This window comes from Pseudomonas sp. E6002 (genome assembly GCF_013385565.1).
Taxonomy (GTDB): domain Bacteria; phylum Pseudomonadota; class Gammaproteobacteria; order Pseudomonadales; family Pseudomonadaceae; genus Aquipseudomonas.
Genome location: NZ_JACAPT010000044.1, coordinates 51,919 through 74,112 on the forward strand (window position 1 = coordinate 51,919; position 22,194 = coordinate 74,112).

Sequence of the window (22,194 nt, forward strand, 5' to 3'; positions counted from 1 at the left end):
ATGGGATTCAATTGCGGCATCGTCGGCCTACCTAACGTCGGCAAGTCCACCCTGTTCAACGCCCTGACCAAATCCGGTATTGCGGCGGAGAACTTCCCCTTCTGCACCATCGAACCGAACACCGGTATCGTGCCGATGCCCGATACACGCCTGGACGCCCTGGCGGCCATCGTGAATCCAAAGCGCATCCTGCCGACCACCATGGAGTTCGTCGACATCGCGGGCCTGGTAGCCGGCGCGTCGAAAGGTGAAGGCCTGGGCAACAAGTTCCTCGCCAACATCCGCGAGACCGATGCCATCGCCCACGTGGTCCGCTGCTTCGAAGACGAGAACGTGATTCACGTCTCCAACAGCGTCGACCCGAAACGCGACATCGAGATCATCGACCTGGAACTGATCTTCGCCGACCTCGACAGCTGCGAGAAGCAACTGCAAAAGGTCACGCGTAACGCCAAGGGCGGCGACAAGGACGCAGTGGTCCAGAAAGCCTTGCTGGAGCAACTGATTGCCCACTTCACTCTGGGCAAGCCGGCACGCAGCCTGATGAAGAACATGAGCACCGACGAAAAGGCGGTGATCAAGGGCTTCCACCTGCTGACTACCAAGCCGGTGATGTACATCGCCAACGTGGCTGAAGACGGTTTCGAGAACAACCCGCTGCTCGACGTGGTCATGGCCATTGCCGAAGAAGAAGGCGCGATGGTTGTTCCAGTGTGCAACAAGATCGAAGCGGAAATCGCCGAGCTGGAAGACGGCGAAGAAAAAGACATGTTCCTCGAGGCCCTGGGCCTGGAAGAGCCTGGCCTGAACCGCGTGATCCGTGCCGGCTACGAAATGCTGCACCTGCAGACCTACTTCACCGCCGGTGTTGAAGAAGTACGCGCCTGGACCGTCAAGGTCGGTGCCACTGCCCCGCAAGCGGCTGGCGTGATCCACACCGACTTCGAAAAAGGCTTTATCCGCGCCGAAGTCATCGCCTACAACGACTTCATCCAGTTCAAGGGTGAAGCCGGTGCCAAGGAAGCCGGTAAATGGCGCCTGGAAGGCAAGGAATACATCGTCAAGGATGGCGACGTGATGCACTTCCGCTTCAACGTATAAGCTTTACCTGCGGCCTATGCCGCAAAACAAAAAGCCGATGCACTGCATCGGCTTTTTTGTGGGCGATGTTTGCAACTTTCTACAAAGATCGACTTTGAAATATCCCCTGACATCTTAATACGGCAAACATATAAAACAACCACAGCCCTCAATACGTAAAAATACGCTAATCCTCCCTGACACCCCCGAGTTTAAGATTATTCCGACCCATTATCAGGCAATCACGAGCGAGCGCCCACTTGATAATATTTAACTTAAGATTTTTTGGTTTTTCACACATCACAAACGTCTATTTCGCACTCTCCGACAGAATGACAAATCAGCTAAATTCCGTTCTACTTATCCATATCAGCAGGGAAGCCCCTCAGTAAAACAATGAGACACAATAGGAGCAACAGCGATATGTCGGCCTCCTATCAAAGCACGTTTGAAACGGATGATCCATTTACTGAATGCCCAACCATTGAAGCCACTATCAACAATACTGCGGCTTTAAACATCGACATACTTTTGCTGGGGGAAACCGGCACCGGTAAAGATACCCTGGCCCAACGCATCCATCGCTTATCGGGCCGGCGCGGCAACTTCGTCGCCGTCAACTGTGCTGCAATTCCCGAAAGCCTGGCGGAAAGCCAACTGTTCGGGGTCAACAGCGGCGCCTACACCGGTGCGATGCAATCACGGGCAGGCTTTGTCGAAGCCGCACACTTGGGTACCTTGTACCTCGACGAAATAGACAGCATGCCCCTCACCCTGCAAGCCAAACTGCTGCGGGTACTGGAGTCCCGGGGCGTTGAGCGATTGGGTTCTACCCGCTTTATCCCGGTGGACATGCGCGTTATCGCGTCCGCCCAGCATTCGCTGCACGAAATGGTCGAGCAAGGATTGTTCAGGCGCGACCTGTATTTTCGCCTGAACGTAATCAGCATCAGCCTCCCTCCCCTGCGCGAACGTCGCGAGCAGATTATCCCCTTGTTCCTGAACATCGTGCGCCAGGAAGCCGAGTACTTTAAATACCCGATACCCCTGGCATCCAGCTCGCTGCTGCAACAATTGCTATGCCATTCCTGGCCGGGCAACGTCCGCGAACTGCGCTCGACAGCCAAGCGCTTTGTGTTGGATCTTCCGCCGCTTTCAGAGTCGATGAGGGACCATCAGGACATAGAGATGAACCTCAAGGCGCGGCTACAGCAAATCGAGAAATCGCTGATTGAAGAGTCGCTGCGCCGTCACGGCGGCAACGTGGATGTAGTAGCCGGGGAACTGGGGGTTGCCAAGCGCACGCTGTACTACAGGATGAAACAACTGGATATATCACTCGGCGGAACAGGTTAAACCCAGGACCAGCAGTTTTTTCTGGAACTGAAATCTTCATTTAACCACTCAAGGAAAGGCCATCTACATGATCAGCAACTTCGCCGATCGGGCCAGCCATGTGCTTGGTTCATATGCCTGACGGGCAATGATGGGTCTACGTTCGTGGTTAAGCATCAACGCACAAACAAACAAAAAATTTAAATCAAGCAACTCAGAGGTGATGTTATGAGTGAAATCGATGTTAACAAGCGGGTTACTGCCGGCAGTCTTGGTGGCGGAGACAATGCCGATATCGAAGCGGCAAAAAAAGCTGAAATGCGTCGACTAAAAATACAGGAGGTTAAAAACGAAATACTGACAAAAGAACTCGAAAACATAGGCAAACTAAGGTTTTAAACCTTTGCTTCCTCTATTAAACATAGAGGAAGCAACCCGTTTGCTAGCATGGCTCATGCTGAACCGTCGAAAAAAACCAACATTACTCCCAAACCAACAAGAACGTTCCTAGCGTCTTGCCGGAGGTTTACATGCGCGTGCTCGCTGACGACTTCACAGAACGCCCGGTTTCACGAACGGTTGAATCACGAGGTATTGATACCTCTGCTTCCGACATGAATTTTTTCCAAGCCAGCCTGGTTGATCGCGCGTCTTCCCCGGGTAGCCAAAATTCAATGGTCGGTACGAACGCACTATCCGAACAGTCTTCTCATTTAACGAGGCTATCAAAACGTGCGACCAAAGGTTTGCGTGACCTGAGCCTTAATAAAAAATCAACGGAAATGCATCAAATTGCCAAGTCACTTTCAGACGCCCATCGGGAGCTGTCCATGTCAGTCAAGGTCATCAGCAAAACCGTGCAATGTTGCGAGAAAATAACCAACCTTCAGTAGGTAAGTCATGCTCCGCTGGATCACCACCCCATTAGTTTTATCATTGGCATTGCTGCTGGCCGGTTGCGGTGAAAAAGTAGAACTCCATAGCCGACTTTCCGAACAGGAGGCTAATGAGGTTGTTGCAGAACTCGCGGATAAACAAATCCGGGCCCAAAAAGTGCCAGCCAAAGACGGCGTTGTTGTGCGCGTCAACGCGTCGGACATCAGCAGGGCGGTCCGGACGCTCGAGGCCGCTGGCCTGCCCAAACTGGCCCGGTCGACCCTGGGCGATATCTTCCGTAAAGAAGGCGTTATCTCAACACCGCTGGAAGAACGTGCCCGCTATATCTATGCATTGTCTCAGGAGCTGGAGGCAACCTTGTCGAACATCGACGGGGTCATCGTCGCTCGAGTCCATGTCGTGCTCCCCGAACGGATTGCCCCGGGTGAACCCGTACAACCGGCATCAGCCTCGGTGTTCATCAAACATGATCCACGACTTGAGCCTGATAATATCCGCCCCCGAGTACGCAGGATGGTGGCCAGCAGTATCCCCGGCATGGCAGCCGCTGTAGAAAACACTCAAAAATTAACCGTAGTGTTTGTCCCCGCCGCGGCGTATCTGGAGCAGCAACGTCTGACCTATTTTGGTCCGTTCCTGGTTCAGGATAACGATCTCGGTTTCTGGCGCATGAGTCTTATCGTATTGCTCATCATATTGACGCTTGCGGGGGCTGGCGCGTTTATCTGGCGCAAACGGGGGGTGAATCAACAACACGACTCATCTGTCGTACCGGCTCATGCATCACTAAACCCGTCTGTTCATGAGTAATCAGCTGGCGTGGGTTCGATGGTGGGCCCGCCCATGGGAAACGCCAGCGTGTGACTGGGAGGTCCTCAGACCATATATCGCCTCGACCGATCTATGTCGCAGCCGGCATGAACGAGTGAGCACCGCACTGGCCATCACCCCCTGCCTGCCACCCTCACCCTCCCCTGCCTTGCTGCACCTGGTGCAAGCCTCCCCACCACAACGCGATCGCATGCTGACGCTGATCGGCAGTGTCTGCCAGCCTGTACGCGACCACTTGCTGGAGGAGGATGAATACCTCTGGTGTCAGCGCCTTGCCAAAGCGCTCCCTGCGGACTCACGGGTACTGAACACAGACGATCCTCTGCAGTACCTGCGCGCCTGGGTTGAGCCTGCGGTATGGCAACGCCTACGACTTGGCTTTGCGAATCAACGGGTAGTCGACCTGGAGAAATATTCCAACCTGCCCGACCGTCATGGTCGGCTGGATACTCTGTGGCGAGCCGTCATCTGGCGAGCTACCGCCATCACGAATGATCACGCGTGGCCCTGATCAGGAGCAACCAACCTGCATGTTATGCCGACGTAAAATTGAGCTGAATAAAGGCCAGGACCTGCCACAAACCCTGATTGCCCGAGAGATGCTTATCGACTGTGCTCAGGCGGGCACATTACTTGTTCGCGCCAAAGCCGAAGCGCGCGAACTACTACGCCAGGCCGAAGAGCAGCGCGAAATACTTTACGCAAATGCTTGCCGTGAGTTCTGGGAACGCGCCAACACTCAGTTGCAACGCTGGGAGATTGAACGCCAGGCTATCTACGACAACATTGAACCCATTGCCGCCTCCATCACCAGCCTGGCCATTCGTAACCTGCTGGAGGAAACAGTCTCCCCCCAACGCCTGAGCGTCCTGCTAAAGCAATTACTGGCCACCCAGGTCCCGCGAATCGAAGCCACTTTGCTCTGCAATCCATTGGACCGTAAAAACGTAGACCAGTGGCTGAGCAGGCACACAGACCTTCCCTGGACACTGCGCACCGAGGAGAACATCGCACCTCAAATGCTCATTCTGGAAACGCCCGAAGGTGGATTTCGGATCGACTGGGATTCGATGGTGGAAACCCTATGGAATTCCGGCACGTCGGGTTCAACCCAATAACACGCAGGGGCTGCGGTTCAACGAGCGCTGACGTTTAACGAAATACCCGTGGAACTGGAATCACGCGTCGAGCCACACAGAACGTAACATCCTCTGGAGCAAAACCAATGAGCTTTGATTATCGCCTGCAAGCGAATCTCTACAGGCAACTGGAAAATTCGCAAAAGCGCTTTGAAAAGATAGAACGCGATGGATTGAACAACGACGAAGCCCTGGCGGCAATGAATGACGAAAAAGTCTTCCTCGCGGCCACGTTATCAGCCAGTTCCACCTACACCAATTACATGAGCGAAACAGCCAAGACCGTTATCGAAGGCATACAGTGAGTGGAAGCGTTACTCGGTCGTTGGTTGAGTAGCAGCGAACCGCTGATCACGTTGTTTGAAGATAATGACGAAATCAAGGTGCGGCGCGACCAACAAGCTTTTTTGATCAGTGTTCAACTGACCCACCATCGGGTCGACAAAAGAGCCTTGGAGGCGTGGATGCGCCTCGGACTGGAAAGTCTGAGGCATTTCCAGGGTGCCTTGGCGCAGGAAGCAATGACTGGTCATCTTTGGCTGCTTCAAAAACTCCCTGGCGACTGTGCCCTGCCCCACCTGCTTGGCAAACTCGAAACCCTGCTGAACCAGCGTGATACCTGGCGGGGCATTGTTGCGCACCTTGCCAGCCCAGCCCGGAAACTTAGGCCTACTTCGCTTCGGTCGCTGCGTCACTAAAACAGAGAATTCTCAATGCCTAACAAGATCGACAAGCACATCCGCTTGCGCGTCAATTCGCCTGCCGCCGCCGTAAAGCCTGCCCGTTGGCGCTACCTGATCCTCATGCCCTGGTTGTTGGCGCCCCTGGAAAGCACCCTGGCCGCCGTCCCCAGCGAATGGAAAAACACCGCCTATGCCTATGAGGCCGAACACAAGCCCCTGCGGGATGTGCTGGAAGACTTCGCCCAGACCTTCGGCACCCAACTGCAAATCGACGGCCTCCTCGAAGGCAACGTCAACGGCAAAATACGCGCCAATACCCCACAATCGCTTCTCGACAGGCTCGGCGTAGAGCACCGCTTCCAGTGGTACCTGTACAACAACACGCTGTACGTCAGCACCCTGGACCAACAGGAATCTGCACGCTTGGAGGTCTCCTCCGAGACCATCGCCGACCTCAAGCAGGCCCTCACCGATATAGGCTTGCTCGATAGCCGCTTCGGCTGGGGCGAATTGCCTGAGGACGGCGTCGTACTGGTCTCCGGGCCCAAGCGCTATATCGAACAGATCAAGCAGTTCAGCAGCCAGCGCAAGTCCCCGGATGAAAAGCAGAGCGTCCTCAGCTACCCGCTGAAGTTCGCCAATGCGGCGGACCGCCAGATTGATTATCGCGGCGAGAAACTGACCATCCCAGGCGTTGCCAGCATGCTGCGGGGGCTGCTGGAACCTCGCACGGCCTCGACGCTTTCAGGCATGAGCCCACGCCCTCCCTCTGCCGCCCAACCCTCACCCATAACCCCGGTATTTCCGCGCCTGAGTAACCCGATGCTGGGGCAAATGCTCGGTCAGACGATGAACCCGGGGCCGGCAGACACCGGCATGTCACTCACCCCTCGGGCACCGGTCTCCACCAGCAAAATCCGAGTCGAAGCCGATGTGCGCAACAACGCCATCCTGATCTACGACCTGCCGGAGCGCCAGGCGATGTACCGTGAGCTGATCAGCCAGCTCGACGTAGCCCGCAAGCTGGTGGAAATCGATGCGATCATCCTTGATATCGAGCGCACTCAACTGCGGGAATTCGGGATTAGATGGGGTTTTCAAAACAGCCGTTTCCGGGGTGGCGTGAACATGGCGCCCGGGTCTTCATCACAGCTGTCGATCGAGCACCGTGATCGTTTCAACGCCGATATTCGCGCATTGGAGCAACGTGGCCTGGCGACCATGGTGTCCAACCCGTCGGTGCTTACTTTGGAAAACCAGCCGGCGGTGATCGATTTCAACCGCACCCAATACCTCACCGCCGGCACCGAGACTGCAACCATCCTGCCCATCACGGTCGGCACCAGCTTCCAGGTGGTACCGAGGGTGATCACTACCCGCGGCAATCACCAGATCCACCTGGTGGTGGATATCGAGGACGGTAACTTCGACGAGTCCAACCCCGCGCGCACCAGCCCCGATGTACGCCGCGGCAAAGTCAGCACCCAGGCGGTCATGGCGGAAAAACGTTCGCTGGTGGTCGGTGGCTTCCATGTCACTGAACGCACCGACAAACAAAGCAAGATCCCTCTTCTGGGAGACATTCCGCTGCTGGGCAAGGCCCTGTTTTCTTCCTCCGAGCGCCAGAACAACCGGCGCGAACGCCTGTTTATCCTGACGCCGCGCGTGATCGGCGATCAGGCTGATCCTTCACGCTACTTGCCCCAGGAGGATCAAGCCGAACTGCAGGCCGCACTCAAGCCATTGGCCCGGCGGTATGCCGAGCATCAACCGGTGATCAAGCGCAGCGACATCACCAGCACCCTGGCTCACCTCGTCAGCGGGCAAGTACCCACGGCCTTCAAGGCCGCGCCCATGCCACTGGGCCTGGACACCTTGTGCAGCACCCGCGAGCTATTGGCCCTGAACACCGAACGCAGCCAATGGTATGCAGGCCCGCAGTTCAATGTGGCCGTGGTGGTGGTACGCAATCAGTTCAACCGTAACGTGCGCATCGATGAAAGAGAATGCAGCAACTCCCAGACCCTGGCCGTCAGCGTCTGGCCACGTGCCTGGCTCAAGCCGGGAGAAGAAGCGGAGGTATTTATCGCCATGCGGCCCGTGGTCAAAGATGAACACATCGGTGTGTCCCGCCCCTCCCTGATCACCCCCACCCGGAAGAACGCGCCATGAAACGCCTACTCACCCTCCTCGGCCTGGCCCTGCTTATCGTTGGTTGTACGCCGACGTGCAAGGGCGACTCCTGTTCACGCCCGCAATCGGGCGCCGATAAGCTGGTGGTCTGGTGGCCGCCGCAGATGCGCGTCGAATCGGGCCCTGCCGGCGAGCGTTCCGACTATCAAACGATCTCACTGGAACGGTAAGTTCCATGGGGCCGAACGATACGTCGTCTCGCCAGGTATTCCTGGATAACCTGGTGGGCGGCAAGGACGCCCACCTGTCCCTCGGCCCGGGCATAAGCATGTGCCGGTTAAAGGCCGGTGGTAAACCCGGGCTTGCGTTGCTGGTCGACCGTGGAGCGCTGGAAGCCGGACAGTTGGAACGGGTACTGGAGCGGCTTTTTGAACAGGCGGTGGCGTTTGACGGCTGCTTTGCCTGTCTCGATGCCAAGGATGCACTGGTGATCTGGCACGCGCTGCCGGCAGGTGCAGAGGAGGCAGATGAGATCATCGGCAAGCTGCTTTCGCTGGGCTGCCTCGATATGCTGGACGTGCACCGCTACCGTTAACGTTGCTTAAGCTCCGGAAACTCCAGCGTTTCACGCTTGGCCTCGTCATTGAGCTCACGCAGGGTGCGGTAGAGGAACGCTACCGCCTGCAACGTCTCCCGGGGAATGTTCGCCCCAAGCTTCTTCTCGTACAGCGTGCGCGCGAGCCATACACACTGGATCACCGGCACGTCGGCCGCCTTGGCCTGGTCTATCAGTTTCCGGGCCTCGGCATCCGTGCCTTTATCCACCAGCAGCGGCAGCGGCGTTTTGCCCGGCCGGTAGTACAGCGCGACAGCAAAGTGCGTCGGGTTGACCACCAACATGTCGGCCTCCTCCAGCTTGGGCAACTTGACCTTCGGCTCCTCCTGGGCCAGCTGTTGGGCCAGGGCGCGACGCTGCCCCTTGACGTGAGGGTCGCCCTCCATGTCCTTGTATTCCTTGACCACCTCGACCTGAGTCATGCGCATGCTCTTGGCAAAGAAGTGCTTCTGCAGCGCCATGTCGATCAATGCCAGGACCAGCAGCAATCCCAGGCAAGCGTGCAGCAGATGGCGAAACAGGATGATCAGCGCGAGGATGTAACTCTGCAGGTCGCTGGTGGCCAGATTGATCAAGGCCCCTAGTGACGGACTGATCACCACGTACAAAATCAGCGCAAGCAGTAGCGCCTTGGCCAACCCCATCAACAGGTTCGTCACTGACTTGGCAGAGAACATCTGCTTGACCTGGCTGAGTGGGTTGAGACGGCTGAAATTCAGCTTCAGGCTTTCCGGCGCAAACAGGAAACCGAACTGAATCCAGCCGCTGATCAACTTCACCGCGATCGCCAATCCGGCCATCAGCAAGGCGAAGGAAAAAAACACGATCAAGCCTTCCGTCAGCACTTCCTCCAGCGCCCGCACAAAGGGCTGCCCGAAACGTGACATGGGCATCACCAGCAACTGCTGGAAGCGCTGCATGCTGGTTTCGGCGGTGAACAACGCGATTTCGCTGAGGGCGGTCAACACCAGTAGCTTACCGACGTCCTGGCTTTGGGCGACCTGGCCTTTCTGGCGCTGATCCTTGAGTTTCTTGGGCGTGGCCGCGTGTTTTTTCTCACCCGAATCACTCATGTCCCGAGCCCCTGAACATCAGGCCGAGGGAATGCTTGAGGTCTCCCAACTGCGCCATCCGCCCGACGATCAAGTCCTGCAACAGCGGGAAGTACAGCAGCAGGATAACCAGCCCCGCCAGGCTCTTGACCGGCGTTGCCAGGGTAGAGACTTGCAATTGCGGGCTGTACAGGCCCAACAAGGCGAAGCCGAACTCCAGGAACAGCAGCACGGCAATAAACGGTGCGGCATACAGCATCATGTGGGTAAAAGTATCGCCCAGCAGCCCGATGAATACACTGAACCCATTGACCGCCGGCAGCGGCAACCAGGCGGTTGGCGGCCAGATCAGGTAGCTGTCCCAGATCACTTGGGTCAGCACGCTCAAGCCCAGGACGGCAATCAGCAAATAAATCACCAACTGTTTGAACAGGTGCCCGATCGGCGTCGCATCCGGCCCCAGCGAGGGGTTGAGTTGGCCACCCGCCAAAGCCCCCCGCTGGTTATCCAGCAGTGCGCCTACTGACTCGAACATCCAGAACGGCATGGCCAACAGAATCCCCAGCAAAAACCCCAGGGCAGCTTCCTTGAGTACCAACCCGCTGATCATCAGCGCGGAGTAATCCTTGGCAGCCAGGACGGCATGAATGCCGGGCGCCGGAATCAACGCCATGACCATCACGATGATGTGGCGGGGCATACCGCGTATATGTTGGAAACAAAACGCAGGCACCAGAAATGCACAGGGATAAATGCGCGCCATGGCCACGAGCAGGCTGGGCAGGAATTCAAGATAAAGCAGCACACGCAGGCCCTCAGTTCAATGCCGAGCGGGCAATCATGTCGAACATCAGGTTGATCAGTTGGATCAGCTCCACGCCAATCCAGCGACCGGTCAAAATCAGCGTGATACCCACCGCAACCAGCTTGATGCCAAAGGGCAGCGTCTGGTCCTGTATCTGCATCAGGGCCTGCACCAGCGACGTCAACACACCGACGACCACCGCCACGATCAGCGGCGGCGCCGACAGCACCACCACCAGCAACATGCCCTGCTTGAACAGCACGATCGGTTCCATAGGGCACTCAGAGGTAAGAAAGGAACAGGCTGTCGAGCAGCCGCGACCAACCGGAAACCATGACGAACAACAGCAGTTTGAGCGGCAGCGAAATGGTCATGGGCGAGACCATCTGCATACCGAGGGCCAACAGCAGGTTGGACACAATCAAATCGATGACGATGAACGGGATGTAGATCAGAAAGCCGATCTCGAACCCCGCCTGCAGTTGCGACAGCACGAAGGCCGGGACCAGCAGGATCAAGTCTTCGCGCTGGGTGCTCTGCGCCATTTCAGGCGGCCACATGCGCGCACTGTTTTCCAGCAGGTGAGTCAACACATCGGCATCGGTGTTGCGCAGCATGAACGCACGCAACGGCTGTATGGCCGCCTGCCCGGTTTCCAGAAGGCTTTGCACGCTACTCGTGTCCACGGGCGAGGCCTTGACGTTCTCGGCAATCTGGTACCCCACGGGCGCCATGATGAACAGTGTCGCAGCCAGCGCTATTCCGTTGATGGCCATGCTCGGCGGTACCTGCTGCACGCCGATGGCGTTACGGGTGATCATCAGCACAATCACGATCTTCAAGAACGATGTGCAGATGATCAGCAGCATTGGCATCAGCGACAACGAACCTAAAAACAGCGCCAGGACAAGAGGGTCGACCCCCTGAAATGTCATCGCGAAAAAATCACGCGGGACAACTGCAAACCAAGGCGCCCATCTACTTCCACCAACTGCCCTTGCCCTATCGGCCTGTCGCCGTAATAAAGCCCGGCCATGCCCGGCGCGTACCCGGCAATGCCCAACACCGCACCGGGGGCGAGATTGCGCAGTTCGCCCAGGGTCAGGTTCAGGGTGCCACAACGTACCGTCAGGGCCATGTTCAACTCATCGAAAGGCTCGTGGCCAAAGACATCCACTACCGGTTCATCCAGCTCATCCCCCGGGTACTGCGATGTTGCAAAATCCTCGTCCACGGACGTTTCCTCGATCGAAACAAGCGTCAGGCACAACGGCCCGGATTCATCATCAATGCACCCTTGCAGCCGGTGCTTGCCGACATACAGGTGACCATTGCCCTGCACATCGAAAAAGGGTTGCTCAAGCATCACCACGTCACCGGCACGGACACCGCTCAATTGCGTGATGGATAGCTTCAAGCGGCCCAGGGTCATCGACACTGCCAACTGGAACGACGCCGGCAATGGCCCCGCTATCGACTGCCACGGACCGGCCTCGCACAGTGCCAGCAAGCGCTCAGGAGTCAGCCACAGGTAACCCACGACCCTGGACTTCCCCAGCGTCACCGTGAAGCGACAACCGAAGTTCAATTTCCTGGGCGCCGGCAGCAACCGCAGGAAGCCAAACAGCCCCCGCACCTGCGGGCTCAGGTGGTGCTGGAACAGTTCCCAGAACCACGAGTCTGGATCGTTGTCGGCCTCTGCCAGCGTCACCGGGCACTCCCCCAGCAGGCTGAACAGCGGCCCTGGTTCGGCGAAAGCCAGCACCCCGCAGGCGCTCTCGAAAAACAGCGGCTTGACGCCTGCGGGGGCACGGCCCGGTTCCATCAACAGTTCCCCGTTCTGCCCCGCGACCTGAAACGCCATGCGCAAGCCGCGCCCCAGCCTGCGCCGCGCCGCGACATTGGCGCCGCTGACCACCGGCAAGGTTAAAAACGGCATGATCATGCCGGGTCCACAGGTGCCAGGTGTACGGTGACAGGCTGCGCCAACGCGCCGGCCAGCCCGTCCTCAAGGTGCTGGCGCACCCCAGGCAGCCAGCGCGCGGTGCGCTCTTCCTGCGCCTCCAGCTCAACGTTCCAGGTACCTTGCTCGCGGCGCACGCTGGCGTTGATCCGCCCCAGGCTCGGCAGGTAAAGCACAGCGTGCAAAGGCCACTGAACAGCGACGTGAATCCGCGGTACCAACTGCTCGGTCATGGCCGCGATCATCGCGGCATGACTTGATGCAGGGGTTCCCGGTAGGGCGGAACCGAAACCGCCCCCTTCATCATCGTTGCCAAACAGCTGGGCAAATAACCGTCCGTGCTCCCATGGCACTATCGCCCCCGGGCCGGGTTCACGTTCATCCCGAGGCTCGTCCGGACGCGGGCGCTCAGGACTGTTCACTGGAACTTGCGTCATGTTTCTTCCTGCACGGCTTCTTCCTGCCCCAACAAAAGGGACAGTTCCTGGAGTTTTTCAACCTCGCGCAAGCACTGGGTAACCTGCTTCTGCGCGCTGTCGATGTGGATCAACTGCTCATCGCGCTGGCCGTGCAGCTCATGTAACTGCCCTTCTTCGCGGCGGGTGTCGGCGGACAACGTGCGCTCCTGGGCATTCCAGGACTTGATGTCCTGGAACGAGATCACTTGCCCTTGATGCTTGCTCAGCAACTCAGCGGTTTTCCGGGCTTCGTCTAGCCGGGTCTGTTCAAGGGCATCCGCCGCCTGCCGGATCTGCAACAGCAGCGCTTGCTGTTGCCTTTTGGCGGCACGCAGCGCGCGCTCCGCCCGGTCAGCCCGGTGCTTGCGCAAACGCCGCAAGGTATCGATTTCAGAAAGGGACATCGGTGGTCAACTCCATCAATTGGTCCAGCGTCATCGCCATCGCGGCCGGCTCACGCAGGTCCTGGCGCAGAAAGCCATCGACGGCCTGGCGGCTGTCCACCGCCAGGTCGGTCAGGGCATCACTGCTGGGTTGGTACTCGCCCAACTTGAGCATCAGTTCGATCTGCTGGTACGCCGACAACAAGCGGCGCAAGGCGGTGCCCGCTCTTATATGCTCGGGCGTGGCGACGTTGCTCAAGATCCGCGAAAGGCTGCCCAGCACATCCACCGCCGGGTAGTGGCCACGCTCGGCCAGCTTGCGTGACAACACGATGTGGCCGTCGAGCAGGGAGCGCACTTCATCCGCTACCGGATCGTTCATCGAGTCCTGCTCGATCAGCACGGTGTAGATGGCGGTAATCACTCCGTCACGGGTCAGCCCGGCCCGCTCCACCAGGCGCGGCATCAGGCTGTATACCGACGGTGGCAAGCCGCCGCGGCCCAGGGGCTCGCCCGCGGCCAGGCCGATTTCACGCTGGGCCCGGGCAAATCGGGTCAGGGAGTCAATCAGCAGCAGTACCCGCTGGCCCTTGCGCCGGAACCCTTCGGCCAGCGCTGTCGCAGTGAACGCCGCGCGGGCGCGCTCCATGCTTGAGCGGTCGGAGGTGGCACACACCAGCACCGCCTTGGCGCGCAGTTGATCATCCAGCTCATGGTCGAGAAATTCCCGCAGCTCGCGTCCGCGCTCACCAATCAACCCGAACACGATCACATCGCACTCGACGTTTCGGGCGATCTCGGCCAACAAGGTGGTCTTGCCGCACCCCGCACCGGCGAACAGGCCGACGCGCTGGCCTTCTCCCAGCGTGATCAATCCATCAATCGAGCGTACGCCGGTGGACAACGCCCGGCTGATCCTCGGGCGTTCGGTAGGCAACGGCGCCTCGCACAACACCGTGCTCGCCTCTGCGATGTCGGCCTCCACAAAGGCGCTGGGGCCATCGCCCGCAATCGGCCGGCCAAACCCATCGAGCACCTGGCCGAGCAAATCGTCGCCGACCCGTACCCGGTGCGGCACCCCCAGGCGTTGCACACTGGCACCCACGCGCACGCCTTCAAGATTGCCCAACGCACTCAGCACTGCATCCTGCTGGTCGAAACCGATGATCTCCGCCAGCATGTATTCACCGATGGACTTTTCGACCTGGCACAAATCACCGATGCGCGCCTGGGGCAGCCGGCATTGCAACAACATGCCGTTCACCCGCTGGATACGACCGCGCACCGACACCGGCGCGAAGCTGGCCAGCGCACTCGACTGGCGTTGCTCCCAGGCCTCAAGACGGGCTTGCAGGTCACGGCTCACCAGCGCACCTCGAAGCGTTGCTTACCGTCGAACACCACTTTGGTGTTATCGATCAGCACCAGTCGCAAGCCGTCCACTTCATCCCCCACAAACAGTCGGTTCCCCTGTTCCAGAACCACGTGACCGTTGGGGCCGCCGACAATCTGCAAAATCTTGAAAGGGAACGTTCCGTCGCGAGTCCTGACCCGGCTCATCACCGGCACCGCGGTATCGAACTGTTCGCCAAAACGGCTGAGCATGCGCGATACCAACTCCATGTCTTCCTGGAGTACATCGCCGTCGAGCAGCACCTGGTCATTGACCAACTGGATGCTTATACGGTTGATCAATTCGCGCTCGCTGAGCATCCTGAGCAACTGCTGGCGCACCTCGAAAGGTGAGGCCAGCTCGTTCTTGCGGATCACCGGTGACATCAACGACGCCTGGGCTTCGCGGTCACCGCTAGTGGTCATGCCCAGCGCGGTGATGATGACCGCAACGACGACGACCAGGCTGATCAAGCGTTTCTGCTGCGTGCTCGAAATTGAAGAAAGCTTCAGCGGCACGAGGGGCTCTGCCGCAGGCGTGGGCGCCTGTTCGGCAGTCACCGTCGGCTGAGGCCAGGGCTGGTCGGCGCGGGTGACGCAGAGCCGAACGTTGCCAATCGAAAATGTCGTGTTGAGTGCCAGGTCGGCAATCTGCGCCAGGATCAGGCCGGCGGCATCCTGCATCACCCCTCCCTCGGCCTGCACCGACCAGCGCTGGTCAACACACTGCAATCGCACATGACGCTCGGCAATGCCCGGGTCGTATAGCGCCAGGTCAGCGTCAGGGTGCGCACCAATGCTCCACTGCTCGCCGAACAACGGCAGCGCCGCCCCCTGGTGCATACCATCGAGTACTCGTAGCTCAAACATTGTCAGGCCCTCATGGCCGCACGGACCAACCGGCCCCACGCAGCACCGTCCGTTTCAAGGCAATGCGCAATCGCCAAAACAGTACTCATGCCACGGCCCCACGCAGCAGATCGTCCTGACTCAGGTCAAACCGCCCCAGCACCTTGACCTTCGACGAACTGCCCAACTCGGCAAACGACAACACCGGCACATGGTTGAACTCTTCCACAAGCAATGTCCGCAAGGGGCTGCGCAAGTCTTGCGCAACCAGCAGCACACTTTTGCTCTTGGCCCGCACGGTAAAGGCTTGCTTGAGCAAGCTCACCAGCGTCGCACTGCTGTCGTTGTCGAGGGAAAAGAACACCCCGGTCTGGGTCTGGCGCAGCGCCTCGCGCAGGACATTCTCGGTATGCGGTGACAACAACCAGGCGTGCAGGCCATCAGCTTCGCTGTACTGGTGCAGAATCTGCGACTTGAGGGCGATTCGCGCATAGTCGGCCAGGGCATCCGCTTCACGCTCATGCTGGCCGTACTCGATCAACGACTCGACAATCAACCGCACCGCGCGCAGCGGAACGCCCTCGCTGGCCAGGCGCTGCAACACGGCAGAGAAGCGCGAAAGCGGCATGATCCGCTGCAGCTCCTGAACCAGCTCCGGCTGGTTGAACTCGAGCCAGCTGAGAATCGACTTGCACTCCTGGATACCGAGAAACTGCGGCCCGCTGAGCAGCATCGCGCGTGTCATGCGCTCGATGATCAAGTCATGGGCGGTATGGCGTTCAAGCTGTGCATCGTCGAGCAGCGGATCATCGGGCGCCAACCATAACCAGTCTTGCTCGTCTCGCTCCGCCAGACCCTGGGTACCTGCTTGTGGCTCGACGCCCAGCGCCGCCGATTCCACCGCTACCCGATCACCGAAGGTAGCTTTGATCACAGGGACTTCGTGCACGCAAAAGCGAAACTCATCGTCGGATAAGGCGGGAATAAACTCGACGTTAAAGGGCGGCAGTGTCAGGCCGATATGGGCAACCAGGCGGTTTCGGGCCTGGCGAATGCCATGAACCACTTGCGCTGTTCGGTCAGAGCCCTGCAGGCCCGATGAAAACTGCAGCAAGTAAGGCCGGGATGGATCAAAGGCGCGCAAGTCTTCGTCACCGTTGATCTCCGCCGGGACGGCGTCAGCCGCCGCATCTGCGGGCGCGTCCTGCTTTTGACGCTGACGCATAAGGTAATAACCCAGCGAGCCCGTCATCAGCGAAATGAGGATAAAGACCACCGTCGGCATGCCCGGAAGCGCTGCAAAAGCCAGCATGCCGATCGAAGCAATGATCCAGCTCTTGGGCTCACTGGTCATTTGCCGGGCGATTTCGGCGCCCATGTTATTGGCCCCTTTATTCGCCCCGGCCGGTGCTACACGGGTAATGATCATGCCGGCGGTCAGGGAGATCAGCAGTGCGGGAATCTGCGCAATCAGGCCATCGCCAATCGTCAGTACCGAATACAGCGCCATGGAGTCGGCGGCGCTCATGCCATGCTGGAACATGCCGGTGCTGAACCCGCCCAGCAAGTTGATCACCACGATAATCAGCCCGGCCACGGCATCGCCCTTGACGAACTTCATGGCCCCGTCCATCGCCCCGAACAGCTGGCTCTCACGGGACAACTGCTCGCGTTTGTCGCGCGCCTGTCCACCATCGATCAGGCCGGCACGCAAGTCGCTGTCGATGGACATCTGCTTGCCGGGCATGGCATCCAGGCTGAAGCGCGCCGCCACTTCGGCGACACGCTCCGAACCCTTGGTGATCACCAGGAAGTTGACGATGGTCAGGATCATGAAGATCACCAACCCCACCGCCAGGTTGCCCCCCACCACGAAGTTGCCGAAGGCCTCCACAATGTCACCGGCGTCCTGCTCCAGCAGGATCAGGCGCGTGGTCGCAATCGACAACGCCAGGCGGAACATGGTGGTCAACAGCAGGATCGACGGAAACGAGGAAAACGCAAGCGGCCCGGGCAGGTACAGCGCCAGCACGATCAACAGGCACGAAATGCAAATGTTGACGGCAATCAGGATATCCACCAGCCAGGTCGGCAACGGCACGATAAAGATGAACACAATGCCCAGGATCACGACCGCACCCAGCACCTCGGCGCGTTGTGCAACCTTGAGCAGTATCGCGTTGACTGCCCGCAGCGCACTCATGAGTGGTTTATCGGCAGCGCGCCGACATGCCGGGAGCCTCGTTCGATGCGAGCGTACTCATCCATTACCACCATGAAATTGTGCAACGCTTCCTGGCGGCCCTTGCTGTCGCGCCACAACGCCAGGGGCAGGCTCCCGAGCACGGGGTAAAGGGCATTGAGCGAAACAATCTGGACGGATGATGCCGGCCCACCCAACTCGCAGGCCAGGCGCTGGACTTCGGCAGACGCGATGCCCGTGCCCGCGTAACCGAGAATGCGCTGCAGCAGCGCTACGGTGTCCCGATCAATTTCGGGGTGCAATACGGCCAGCAGATCGATCAAGTCACGGCAGCTGGCCAGCACACTGCCCAGTTGACCACAACTGCTCAACCCCAACAGCAAGGTGCGCAGCTGGGCGGTGGGGAGCGAAGGGCAATACGCCGCAATGTCGTCTGCCAGGGCCCGACGCATCAATTTCAACCCGCGGCCAAACTCATCGCCACCGAACAACCCCAACAGCGCCTGCATCATGCTGGCGAGCGATTGCCGGGCGACCACGCTGGCGTAATACACACTGCGTACCGCCTGCCGCAAACTCGGGTCGTCACTGCTTGCCTGCAAAGCCTGCGCGATGTTCAAGCCGGCCTGGATCTGCGGCTTGAAGCGGACCTCCAGCCGCGCCAGGGCATCGCTGGCCAGCGCCGCCTCGGAGGTACGCGCTTCAGCTTGTGCCTGCGCAGCCACCTGCTTGAGTACGACAAACGTACGGGCCGGGTCGTTTCCTGTCAGCTCCAGCAACTTCTCGAGGCTGGGCTTGAGCAACAGTTGAACCCTGATGGAGCGCGCAATGGTCGCCAGTGTTGCCTGAGCGGGATGGCCCAGTTGCTCATAGAGTTGTGTCAACTGCGCCACAGGCGTCACGCCCAGCCCCAACATACGCCGGCTCAAGGCCTTGCTGTTGAGTTCAACCTCCAGGCCGAACAGCGCCTCGAAATTGTCGACCGCCGTCCCGGCGGGTGCCTGGCGAACTGGCGGGTTATCAATACTCGCTGGAACAGGCTGATCCAGGCTCTGGTTTTTTTGCACATCAATAGAAGGATCAAGTTTCATGGAGATGCCTGGACAGGAAGTTTCGTTTCCTTGTGTGGCTGGCAATCCCGTTACGGTTCCATGTTTATCGACGATACCGGGCATGTGAAAAGATCGGCACGCGCCCGCAGCCACTTGTGCAAAACCTTGCACAAAAAAGCCTGGAAACAAGATATTTATTTATATAAATCAATTAGTTGTGAATTTTTTTCCCTTGGCACAGGCAGTGCTAAGAGGGTTCCCGTCGAAATCATTTCGACCGTGTCTACCCTGAGGAAAAAATCATGGATATCCCTATCGATGTTTTAGTTCACCTTACACCTGACCCGCACCGCTCCATCCAGAACCTGTCGGAAGACCACCACAAGAAACTCCGGCGCTTCATTCATAAACGCGTACTCAACCCGGAAGATGCAGACGATATTCTGCAACTGACGTACCTGGAGGCCTGGCGCAGCCGAGACCGCTTCAGCGGCCAGGCCACCGTCAGCACGTGGATGTGCGGGATTGCCCAGAACCTGATCCGCAATCACTTTCGGCGCATGTATGCCAAGCCGGTGCATTGCGAGTTCGATGAGGCGCTGTGGCATGGGCAGGAAGACAACAACAACCTGGACTGGCAGTTCGAGGTCAACCGCAAGCTCGAAAGAACCCTGCGGGCGATCACGGATTTGCCGCTGGAAATGCGTAAAACGCTGTACGCCTCACTGGAGACCGACGGCAGCTACCAGGACACCGCCGACGCCATGGACATCCCCATTGGCACCGTGCGCTCACGTTTGTCCCGGGCGCGCGAACACCTGAAGCGGGCCACCTACAACCCGCTGTAGGCGTAAATCAGGGCACCGGCGCAACGCCGACACCCTTTGCAGGAGCAGTTGATTTACCCGTTTGACGCAAGCGTTGGGCAGCAGGGATATCTGCCCGACTCGATTGACCTGGTATCAGGCCTTTTTGGTACGCGGCAACAGAATCGCCAACACCCCGAACAGCGGCAGGAACGAGCACAGCGTGTACACGTACTCGATGCCGTGGATGTCTGCCAGGTGCCCCAGCAGCGCCGCACCGATCCCGCCAAAACCGAACATCAAACCGAAGAACACCCCGGCGATCATCCCCACATTGCCCGGCACCAACTCTTGCGCATACACCACAATTGCCGAGAACGCCGAGGCCAGGATAAAGCCGATCACCACGCTCAGAATGCTGGTCCAGAACAGGTCCACATGAGGCAGCAGCAAGGTGAACGGCGCCACCCCGAGGATCGAAAACCAGATCACCGCCTTACGGCCGATCTTGTCGCCAATCGGCCCGCCAAAGAACGTGCCCGCCGCCACCGCGCCGAGGAACAGGAACAGATGCAGCTGGGAACTGGCCACCGACAGGTCGAACTTCTCGATCAGGTAGAAGGTGAAGTAACTGGTGAAACTGGCCATGTAGAAGTACTTGGAAAACACCAGCAGCCCCAGCACCACCAGCGCGCTCAGCACCCGGCCCTTGGACAGGCCGTGAGTGGCCGCCTGGCCTTGTTTGAGCTTGAACAGGTTCAAGTGGTGCGCGTACCAGCGGCTGATCGCATACAGCACAAACAACGCAAACACCGCGAACAGGCCGAACCAGGCCACATTGCCCTGGCCGAACGGAATGATGATCGCCGCCGCCAGCAACGGGCCGAAGGCCGAGCCGGCATTACCGCCCACCTGGAACGTCGACTGCGCCAAACCATAACGCCCGCCCGAGGCCAGGCGCGCCACGCGGGAGGCTTCCGGGTGGAAGGTGGACGAGCCGATGCCGATCAGCCCCGCCGCCAGCAGGATCAGGGGGAAGCTGCCCACCTGGGACATCATCAAAATGCCCACCAGCGTACAAATCATCCCGCAGGGCAACAGGTACGGCTTGGGATGGCGATCGGTGTAATAACCCACCCACGGCTGCAGCAGGGACGCGGTGAGCTGGAACGTGAGGGTGATCAGGCCGACCTGGGTGAACGTCAGGCCGTAATTGGCCTTGAGCATCGGGTAGATCGAGGGCAGTACCGACTGGATCAAGTCATTGATCAAATGCGCCAGCGCCACCGCGCCGATTACACGCATCACCAACGGGCTGGTTTGCCCGGCGGCAGGCGTCGTAGCCACGGAGGGCTGGGAATTGCTCAGAGCCATGGGAGGTTTTCCGTACAGCAGATGGATGCACAGGTGCAGGTGCGACAATGTGCCACTTTTGGGTGCAGGAAGGCTATCCCGTTAGCAGGCTAACGAGTAGATGAATCGATGCAGCGGTCATGGTTTGTAAAGGGCCAGCAAGATGAATCCCTTTAATTTGCGGGACGTTTCCTAGAGAATCTTTCGGCCTTGTGCCTGGGGGAGTCGGTGGCTAGTCTTCGGTCCGTCGCTGGTTTTCAGTGATCGGGTTTAGTCGCCCGGACTTATATCAGGCGCATGCTCCCATGAGGTTTCATGGTGGCTGTGCGCAGGGCACCTTCGGGTGCGCCGGGTTTTCCTGATTAGCCGGTCGACTAACCTGCGTACAGCCGCCACCCTTCGTTTAGTCGCGAGCGGTACGGCTCCAAGTTAATCAGGAGCTATGCCATGTTTAAAATTGTCCCCGATCCACCCCGTGACCAGGCCAAAGACCGCGCCGCCTTCACCCGAGCGCTCGACCACTACCTGCCCACCGACCCGCCGCAACCCTCGACCAGCTTCTACGCCATCAGCGACGAAATCAGCTTCGAAGACTCCCTGCTCTTCACTGCCGACCTGCTGCACAGCGCCTCGGCCACCGCGCTCGACTGTGGCGAACAACTGCAAAGCCCCGAGCGTGCCAAAGTCCTCGCCGTATGGCACCTGCTGGAAATCGCCAAGGCCATGGTCGACCGCTCGATAGAGTGCCTGCACCCGCGCAAAACCTGACGCGCGAACGCCAGAACACCGCAGATCAAATGTGGGAGCGGGCTTGCTCGCGAAGGCGGTGGACCAGCCAATACCTCTGCTGACTGACACACCGCATTCGCGAGCAAGCCCGCTCCCACCTTTTGATCTTCGCTGCCTTGGGACCTGCGCAAACCCCAACCGCTCGTCACCAAACCCGGTGTTTCCCGTTAAACAGTTGATAGCGTAGATAAATTTTCAAAAAAAGCGCTTGACGCATTCCCGTTCTCCGCGAATAATGCGCGCCACTTGGCTACATAGCTCAGTTGGTTAGAGCATAGCATTCATAATGCTGGGGTCCGGGGTTCAAGTCCCTGTGTAGCCACCAAGTACCGATCCATAGATGTCTACAGTAGTCTATGAATCACCTCAAGAAGC

General features: G+C 58.8%; 26 protein-coding genes and 1 tRNA gene. 14 read left to right on the top strand and 13 right to left on the bottom strand.

The genetic code is table 11. The features are described 5' to 3' along the window. The 8 genes from ychF to HX815_RS28430 all read left to right on the top strand — a co-directional run bounded on the left by ychF (window position 1) and on the right by HX815_RS28430 (window position 5,587). On the top strand, window positions 1-1,101 hold the full coding sequence (ychF, locus tag HX815_RS28395; protein ID WP_010177033.1) for a redox-regulated ATPase YchF: 1,101 nt from the start codon (window positions 1-3) through the stop codon (window positions 1,099-1,101). Window positions 1,102-1,503: 402 nt separating this feature from the next. Continuing rightward, window positions 1,504-2,436, top strand: a complete 933-nt coding sequence (locus HX815_RS28400; protein WP_177009586.1) for a sigma 54-interacting transcriptional regulator — start codon at window positions 1,504-1,506, stop codon at window positions 2,434-2,436. A 207-nt stretch (window positions 2,437-2,643) separates the two neighbouring features. Further along, entirely contained in the window at window positions 2,644-2,814 is a 171-nt protein-coding gene (locus tag HX815_RS28405) for a hypothetical protein (protein WP_177009587.1), read from the top strand. 131 nt (window positions 2,815-2,945) lie between these two features. Further along, window positions 2,946-3,308 carry a hypothetical protein gene (locus HX815_RS28410; protein ID WP_023659153.1) on the top strand — a complete coding sequence of 121 codons (363 nt, stop codon included), beginning with the start codon at window positions 2,946-2,948 and terminating at the stop codon, window positions 3,306-3,308. Between the two features lie 7 nt (window positions 3,309-3,315). Further along, complete coding sequence (gene sctJ / locus HX815_RS28415; protein ID WP_177029280.1) at window positions 3,316-4,122, top strand: type III secretion system inner membrane ring lipoprotein SctJ; 807 nt, start codon at window positions 3,316-3,318, stop codon at window positions 4,120-4,122. Window positions 4,123-4,333: 211 nt separating this feature from the next. Next, window positions 4,334-4,654, top strand: a complete 321-nt coding sequence (locus HX815_RS28420) for a type III secretion protein (RefSeq protein WP_218169027.1) — start codon at window positions 4,334-4,336, stop codon at window positions 4,652-4,654. 19 nt (window positions 4,655-4,673) lie between these two features. Then, a complete protein-coding gene (gene sctL / locus HX815_RS28425) occupies window positions 4,674-5,261 on the top strand; it encodes a type III secretion system stator protein SctL (RefSeq protein ID WP_177029282.1) in 588 nt (195 codons plus the stop codon). Between the two features lie 107 nt (window positions 5,262-5,368). After that, on the top strand, window positions 5,369-5,587 hold the full coding sequence (locus tag HX815_RS28430) for a hypothetical protein (RefSeq protein WP_003208375.1): 219 nt from the start codon (window positions 5,369-5,371) through the stop codon (window positions 5,585-5,587). 9 nt (window positions 5,588-5,596) lie between these two features. Here HX815_RS28430 and HX815_RS28435 read toward each other — a convergent pair whose 3' ends face one another. After that, window positions 5,597-5,923 carry a hypothetical protein gene (locus HX815_RS28435; RefSeq protein ID WP_173406097.1) on the bottom strand — a complete coding sequence of 109 codons (327 nt, stop codon included), beginning with the start codon at window positions 5,921-5,923 and terminating at the stop codon, window positions 5,597-5,599. A 72-nt stretch (window positions 5,924-5,995) separates the two neighbouring features. Between HX815_RS28435 and sctC the strand changes: the two genes are divergently transcribed. From sctC to HX815_RS28450, 3 genes are read left to right on the top strand one after another with little or no spacing between them, the layout of a single operon-like run. Next, window positions 5,996-8,137, top strand: coding sequence for a type III secretion system outer membrane ring subunit SctC (gene sctC / locus HX815_RS28440; protein WP_177029283.1), 2,142 nt, complete (start codon window positions 5,996-5,998; stop codon window positions 8,135-8,137). Beyond that, window positions 8,134-8,328 (top strand): HrpT family type III secretion system protein, encoded by a 195-nt coding sequence (gene hrpT, locus HX815_RS28445; RefSeq protein WP_003208370.1) that lies wholly within the window; start codon window positions 8,134-8,136, stop codon window positions 8,326-8,328. Before sctC ends, hrpT begins: the two co-directional genes overlap by 4 nt. A 5-nt stretch (window positions 8,329-8,333) precedes the next feature. Then, window positions 8,334-8,693 (top strand): transcriptional regulator, encoded by a 360-nt coding sequence (locus HX815_RS28450; RefSeq protein WP_177029284.1) that lies wholly within the window; start codon window positions 8,334-8,336, stop codon window positions 8,691-8,693. Here the strand turns inward: HX815_RS28450 and sctU are convergent. The 11 genes from sctU to sctW form a co-directional block, all read right to left on the bottom strand. Next, the gene (gene sctU, locus HX815_RS28455; protein WP_177029285.1) at window positions 8,690-9,787 is read right to left on the bottom strand and encodes a type III secretion system export apparatus subunit SctU; all 1,098 of its coding nucleotides are present in this window, start codon (window positions 9,785-9,787) and stop codon (window positions 8,690-8,692) included. The two genes, HX815_RS28450 and sctU, sit on opposite strands and share 4 nt — an antisense overlap. Next, on the bottom strand, window positions 9,780-10,571 hold the full coding sequence (gene sctT, locus HX815_RS28460) for a type III secretion system export apparatus subunit SctT (protein ID WP_003208364.1): 792 nt from the start codon (window positions 10,569-10,571) through the stop codon (window positions 9,780-9,782). The genes sctU and sctT overlap by 8 nt, the downstream gene beginning before the upstream one ends. 10 nt (window positions 10,572-10,581) lie before the next feature. After that, entirely contained in the window at window positions 10,582-10,845 is a 264-nt protein-coding gene (gene sctS, locus HX815_RS28465; protein WP_003208363.1) for a type III secretion system export apparatus subunit SctS, read from the bottom strand. 7 nt (window positions 10,846-10,852) lie between these two features. Next, window positions 10,853-11,506, bottom strand: coding sequence for a type III secretion system export apparatus subunit SctR (sctR, locus tag HX815_RS28470; RefSeq protein ID WP_003208361.1), 654 nt, complete (start codon window positions 11,504-11,506; stop codon window positions 10,853-10,855). Further along, window positions 11,503-12,516: a FliM/FliN family flagellar motor switch protein gene (locus tag HX815_RS28475; protein ID WP_003208360.1), complete on the bottom strand. Its 1,014-nt coding sequence runs from the start codon at window positions 12,514-12,516 to the stop codon at window positions 11,503-11,505. The genes sctR and HX815_RS28475 overlap by 4 nt, the downstream gene beginning before the upstream one ends. Then, a complete protein-coding gene (locus HX815_RS31790; protein WP_256351186.1) occupies window positions 12,513-12,971 on the bottom strand; it encodes a type III secretion system HrpP C-terminal domain-containing protein in 459 nt (152 codons plus the stop codon). The genes HX815_RS28475 and HX815_RS31790 overlap by 4 nt, the downstream gene beginning before the upstream one ends. Next, complete coding sequence (locus HX815_RS28485) at window positions 12,968-13,396, bottom strand: YscO family type III secretion system apparatus protein (protein ID WP_003208357.1); 429 nt, start codon at window positions 13,394-13,396, stop codon at window positions 12,968-12,970. Before HX815_RS28485 ends, HX815_RS31790 begins: the two co-directional genes overlap by 4 nt. Beyond that, complete coding sequence (locus tag HX815_RS28490) at window positions 13,383-14,741, bottom strand: FliI/YscN family ATPase (RefSeq protein WP_177029286.1); 1,359 nt, start codon at window positions 14,739-14,741, stop codon at window positions 13,383-13,385. Before HX815_RS28490 ends, HX815_RS28485 begins: the two co-directional genes overlap by 14 nt. Further along, a complete protein-coding gene (locus HX815_RS28495) occupies window positions 14,738-15,637 on the bottom strand; it encodes an FHA domain-containing protein (protein WP_008430700.1) in 900 nt (299 codons plus the stop codon). The genes HX815_RS28490 and HX815_RS28495 overlap by 4 nt, the downstream gene beginning before the upstream one ends. A gap of 85 nt (window positions 15,638-15,722) precedes the next feature. Further along, window positions 15,723-17,819 carry a type III secretion system export apparatus subunit SctV gene (gene sctV, locus HX815_RS28500; protein WP_177029287.1) on the bottom strand — a complete coding sequence of 699 codons (2,097 nt, stop codon included), beginning with the start codon at window positions 17,817-17,819 and terminating at the stop codon, window positions 15,723-15,725. After that, a complete protein-coding gene (gene sctW, locus HX815_RS28505; protein WP_177029288.1) occupies window positions 17,816-18,910 on the bottom strand; it encodes a type III secretion system gatekeeper subunit SctW in 1,095 nt (364 codons plus the stop codon). Before sctW ends, sctV begins: the two co-directional genes overlap by 4 nt. 263 nt (window positions 18,911-19,173) lie before the next feature. Here sctW and HX815_RS28510 point away from each other — a divergent pair, with 263 nt between their 5' ends. Continuing rightward, window positions 19,174-19,719, top strand: a complete 546-nt coding sequence (locus tag HX815_RS28510) for an RNA polymerase sigma factor (protein WP_003208348.1) — start codon at window positions 19,174-19,176, stop codon at window positions 19,717-19,719. A gap of 114 nt (window positions 19,720-19,833) precedes the next feature. On the opposite strand, the gene HX815_RS28515 is transcribed toward HX815_RS28510, so the two are convergent. Further along, window positions 19,834-21,051, bottom strand: coding sequence for an MFS transporter (locus HX815_RS28515; protein WP_003208347.1), 1,218 nt, complete (start codon window positions 21,049-21,051; stop codon window positions 19,834-19,836). 426 nt (window positions 21,052-21,477) lie between these two features. Between HX815_RS28515 and HX815_RS28520 the strand changes: the two genes are divergently transcribed. Beyond that, complete coding sequence (locus HX815_RS28520) at window positions 21,478-21,798, top strand: DUF6124 family protein (protein WP_177029289.1); 321 nt, start codon at window positions 21,478-21,480, stop codon at window positions 21,796-21,798. A 269-nt stretch (window positions 21,799-22,067) separates the two neighbouring features. Continuing rightward, window positions 22,068-22,144: transfer RNA gene (locus tag HX815_RS28525), tRNA-Met, on the top strand. Window positions 22,145-22,194: the final 50 nt, after the last annotated feature.